Here is a 4873-nt window from a genome sequence, read left to right on the forward strand (position 1 = left end):
ACGGCGAGCGGTGCGATCCTTGCGTAAGCGGCGGATCACGATGAAAGTCCTTTCGCCTTGATCACCTGCGGATGCCTTGAGGCTTCTTTTAACCAAGCATTTTTCATGCCTTTAGGCATCATTGTTAGGCCGACAGATACTCCTGGTGCAACTTGGGGTGGCCCCTCGCATCGCCGCAACGACGGATCTCACGCCGCCAAGGAGAGCGAGATGCCCGAGATCTCGAGCTCAGTTTTTCCTCGCGGGGGCGGTGATCTGAGCGACGAGCTGTTCGGTAGGTCGCACGAGGCGGCGTTCGACGATGAGGTCGTGGAGTGGGGCGACGGCCGACGCTTCATCGCGTTCGACCGCGAGGCCGCGGCGCTGGAGGAGGCGATTTCGTCGGCGACGGCCGACGTCCGGCGGGCGGGGTGTGCGGTGAAGGCGGTCCCGAGGTCGATCCAGGCGTAACATCCCATGCGGATCATCGTGACGGGCTGCCGATCCTGGTACGACCCCGAGATGGCGGAGGGCGTCCTCGCGCGGCTGATCGCCCGCCACGGTGCCCGGATTCACCATCGTCCACGGCGGGGCCACCGGGATCGACCAGAGCTTCGCGGAGGCCTGCGCGGAGCTGGGTATCCCCCAGGAGGTCCACCCGGCCCGTTGGGAGGCCCTGGACATGCCTGGAGCCCTGATCAGCCAGGACAAGCGAGGACGTCCCTACGTGGCCCACGCGGGGCCGATCCGCAATCAGGAGATGGTGGACGCCGGAGCGTCGATGTGCCTGGCGTTCCACCGCGACCTAGAGTCGTCGAAGGGGACGCTCGACTGCGTGCGGACGGCGATCGCCGCCGAGATCCCTACCTATGTGTGTTTCGACGAGACGGCGACGCCGGTGCGGTTGAGAGCGGGGGATGAGCGGTCGGGGTGATATCTATGAGGATTCTCATCCGAAGAATCCGGCCCTAGTCGCCATCGCACCATCATCAAACCGTACTAGATTCATCTCGGACCGGAGATGCAAAGGAGGCTCTTTGTTGTCAATTACGATAACCTGGCAACGCTTATAATTTTTAGCGAGGTGATCAAAGAACGCTTCGACCATCTCGTCGGGCAATATATCGTCTTCCTTCACCCTCTCATCTTTCTTGGTGGTGAGTGGCGAATCGAGAACAACGAAACCAGGGTGCGGCAACTCCCTGGCAAAACAGTAGTCCATCAAGCCAACCAGGACCGCCGAGTTAAGGATCGCACGGGCCGCCTTTCCGAACGACCGCTTGGCTGCCCCCGAGACCTTGATATCCATCCTTTTGTAATGAGCGTCAAACGTCACCACTATTGGCTTCGGCGTATAACTCCATCGCCACGCCTTGAGAATATTCGCCACTGTATCGCAAAACTCAATCAATGCTTGATCATCGATTTGAGTCTTTTGATTTGGCTCCTCGATCTCCAGCCCGTCTCCTCCTCTGATCTCAACGAGCTGATTGGCAAGTTGCTGACGGCGGTCTTTGAGGGATTTCCGCCGCGCCAGATTGCCCATGTCAGCGAAAATCTGCGACATCTTTCCGTGGGCCTCCGCAACGGATTTCTCCTGTAGCTCGGCACCAAGTCTGAGTCGAGAGATGGTTTCGGTGATATCTACCTCGGCCGAGTATGCCTGTTGGACTTCCCCACGCGCGTCCGCGATCGTTTGTTCAAGATCGCCTTGAATTCGGCGGATCTTACTCGCTTCGGCTCTCGTGCCTCGCTGGATTCCCTGCAGGTAATCCTTCGAGACCTTGCATTCCTCCAATACAGCAGGGTCGAACGGCTGGAAGCAGGTCGGGCATCCGACATCGTTCAACTGCTCGAGAAGAAAAGCGGTCTCATTGACGGCGGCGAGCCGCCTGAGGTCGGATTCATAATAATCCCTCAGTAGCAGAAGCCTTGATACGATCTCGCGAGAGGCAATCCCGTGCGACTTGACCTCGGTAAGTCTCTGTTGCGCCTCGTTGATTGCCCCAAGCATCGCACGAAGTTCGCGTGCGGCCGTATCTGCAGCGGCTGTGAATTCGCCTGCTCTTCGCGCTATCAACGCGGCTTCGTCCTCACTGGCGTTCGATTCAAGGGGGATGCTTACAATTTCATCATCTACTCTAGCTATCTCGGCTTCGATCCATCTCCTCACCTCAGGTGGCATGATTTCGACCGAGACTTCGGGAAGTGTGAACTGTGGAGGATTCGCACGAGCCCCCAACACTAATGCGAAAGCATCATCGTCCCCCGGCCAAGCAGTTGACTGAATCGACCGTAGGGGGCTCCGTTTCTCTAGAATTCTGATCTCATCGACTAGACAAAGATGTGCCAAAATTCTAATGGTGAGGTTTTTAATATCGCCAGATGCGTTACTTCTGAGGATCTCCGGCCCGAACCCCATGGCAGTAAGCCAGTATTTGCTAAGGCTCTCACGCTTGGACTTATGTTTTTTTGCGAGTTGTCGCCATCCCTCTCGAGGTACCTCCTTAGTGACCGGGTGATAGGGAAGCGCCTCTGCTTTGCCGCTTGCAAATTCGCGTCGAACGACTCCCCGTGACTCTTCGCCGAGCGTAAAGTACAACGTGGCCAGTTCGTAACCCGTCGAGTGCAGGTTCGGCTCCGGCGGGTCTTCCGCCCCAAACAAGAAATCCAAGGTCGAAAAGACGTATGACTTCCCTCGGTTTTCCTTGCCTGAAAGAACGTTGAGACCCCGCTCAAAGTAGAGGGTAGCGGGGGGCATAGATCCATTCGTCACCTCAAGGAGAGCCAATCGGATGCGTTTCATGGTCATCCTTTCGGGAGCCGTAGCGACGACTCGTTAAGGAACTCCCCTCCCCATTCTTGCAGGTGGCTGAGGGCAAATTGCGTGAGCAATTCGTCCGTGTATTCGGCGAACGTCGCCACGACCCACCTTGCGCGTTCTTGGAGATCGCGGGCGTAGTCACTGCTGAGATATTCGAGGAATCCGCGAGTTAGCTCTGTGGCTGAGAAGCAGACACCTCTGTCCGAATACTCGACCGTAGCAAGCTCTCTGGAGATCATCAGCATGAGCCCCTCCTGGATGAGCTTGCGACGTACCAGAAGCTCGCCAGATCGATGTGGCGTACGCGGATGCAGGCTCAAAGGGCCGCCCGGTGCGTCATCGGAATGGACTAATAGGTAGTCGTAGACTACGAGCCGACGTAGATCGCACTTTGCCGGGTAGTCTGCCGCGAGCAACACGATGGCACGAAGCCCTGTTTCCACCGGGCTGTTGAACGGATTTGGCGGCCTATCCGGGCGCTCAGCCATTGGTCGACTCCCGAACTCGCGTCGCCCATGTCAGGCGGCCGTCGGCGGAATTGACAATCTGATGACAGATTCCCTGACGATCACCCACTTCTACAAGGTTGAGTCCCACGAGCCAGTGGTTGCCGAGCGCCAGCTTACCCGCCTCCGTTGTCACGGCGACCACCTTGGCGAAGCCGTGGGGGTGACTGGAGAACGCGACACCTAGTACCCCTGCATATACTTGATCCTGCAAGTCTTCGAAGCAATGGGCGGTGGGGTATGTGTCCCGGCCGAAACGATAGAGCTGCTCCGCGCTGTAGAACGCCTTTCTTGAGGCGTCGTAAATGTGGGACAGGTCGACGCGATCACGCAGCATTGAATCGGTTAACTCACCAACCGGGATGTCAACATACTCGGCAAACGCCAGACGCAAAGAGTGGATGTAGTTCTCCTCGTTTGGCATCGGATGGCTCGGGACTGGCTCAAGCGGCTTGCGAGTCAAACCGCCGCCACCAAATTTACGGCGATAGAAATCTGTGTCCTTTAAATCCTCAAGGATTTCACGCTGCGGCTTGAAAGTTACTATCCCAAACTCGAAAGACTCGACGTATCTTCTTAGTTCTGGCGTCAGAGGAGCGACCCTAGCGGCTACGCCATCCTTGGTGGTCTTTTCCCACGCCTCAATCAGACGGGCTCTTAGTTGTGCCGGATCCTCGATGATGGTGGAGAGTTCCGGTCCAAGGTCTTTCGGGGCTACGAAGTAAAACTTCCGCGGCACGCGGAATGCGCCCTGCTGGGTATAGAGGCAGAGTTTGGCCAGTTCCGGCCATGCGTCGCTGGGAGTTAGCGGGTCTTTGTAGAACTTGCACTGAAAGCAGTCGAACGCTCCCTTTTCGTCGCTCAGATAGGCGCGTACATCGCGTCCTTTATCGCCAGAGCCGGGAGCCCAGACTACCTTACCGTACTCGCCGCGTCGGAAGCACGTAAAAGCCCACTCGTGCACATAGGCCTCGAAACGATCCTCATCCCAGGAACGGACGCGATCCAGCGGTTCGATCTTTTCACCGAAGACTTTCTCGAAGTTCGTCGGAGGCAGACCGTCCTGAGACGGCGGGGGAACATCATCGAACGCTGCCGTCGATTTCTTCTTGGCAGTAGGCAACATGGATGCTCCAGCCTCTGACGACAGCGCCCTTTGTCTCAAAGGTTGGTCATTCTATACCGCCGCTGGTTCACGAGCCAGCATGCACTCGCCCCAAGATTCAAGCACCGCCCTCGCCTGGATGGCTGAACATTCCGAGTTTTGAACGATTCTCGAAGGATCCTGCCGCCCCGTCTACGCGACCCGAGACGACCGAAATTCCGTCCCGAAACCGCGCCCAACTCTCTCCCCCTCGCTAATCAGCGAACTTGGGCCTATTGTGGGGATCGCAAGGAAGAGTCCGGTGCCCTGAAGGACGACATGGCACGAGTGACCTGGGATACGTCAGAGCCTCGTCGCGAACATTGCCGGCTTCTTGAGAAGGCCGGGGGCCGCGGTATCGTGGCGTAACCACCGCCCCGCCCGCCGGTCGGCCAAAGGCAATCGAGGCATTCCTTCTTT

At 57.7% G+C, this 4873-nt stretch carries 5 protein-coding genes; 2 read left to right on the plus strand and 3 right to left on the minus strand.

Annotation, left to right across the window (positions count from 1 at the left end; translation table 11 throughout):
* Positions 1–210 precede the first annotated feature (210 nt).
* Both G6O68_RS31360 and G6O68_RS31365 read left to right on the plus strand, forming a co-directional pair.
* Positions 211–450: a hypothetical protein gene (locus G6O68_RS31360; RefSeq protein ID WP_165253620.1), complete on the plus strand. Its 240-nt coding sequence runs from the start codon at positions 211–213 to the stop codon at positions 448–450.
* Positions 451–541: 91 nt separating this feature from the next.
* Positions 542–913 carry a DUF2493 domain-containing protein gene (locus G6O68_RS31365; RefSeq protein WP_240911583.1) on the plus strand — a complete coding sequence of 124 codons (372 nt, stop codon included), beginning with the start codon at positions 542–544 and terminating at the stop codon, positions 911–913.
* Between the two features lie 15 nt (positions 914–928).
* Here the strand turns inward: G6O68_RS31365 and G6O68_RS31370 are convergent, their stop codons facing one another.
* From G6O68_RS31370 to G6O68_RS31380, 3 genes are read right to left on the minus strand one after another with little or no spacing between them, the layout of a single operon-like run.
* On the minus strand, positions 929–2785 hold the full coding sequence (locus tag G6O68_RS31370) for a hypothetical protein (RefSeq protein WP_165253622.1): 1857 nt from the start codon (positions 2783–2785) through the stop codon (positions 929–931).
* A 2-nt stretch (positions 2786–2787) separates the two neighbouring features.
* Complete coding sequence (locus tag G6O68_RS31375) at positions 2788–3291, minus strand: ABC-three component system middle component 2 (RefSeq protein ID WP_165253624.1); 504 nt, start codon at positions 3289–3291, stop codon at positions 2788–2790.
* Complete coding sequence (locus tag G6O68_RS31380) at positions 3284–4435, minus strand: ABC-three component system protein (protein ID WP_165253626.1); 1152 nt, start codon at positions 4433–4435, stop codon at positions 3284–3286. The genes G6O68_RS31375 and G6O68_RS31380 overlap by 8 nt, the downstream gene beginning before the upstream one ends.
* Positions 4436–4873: the final 438 nt, after the last annotated feature.

The sequence above is a fragment of the Paludisphaera soli genome, assembly GCF_011064595.1.
GTDB classification, from domain to species: Bacteria; Planctomycetota; Planctomycetia; order Isosphaerales; family Isosphaeraceae; genus Paludisphaera; species Paludisphaera soli.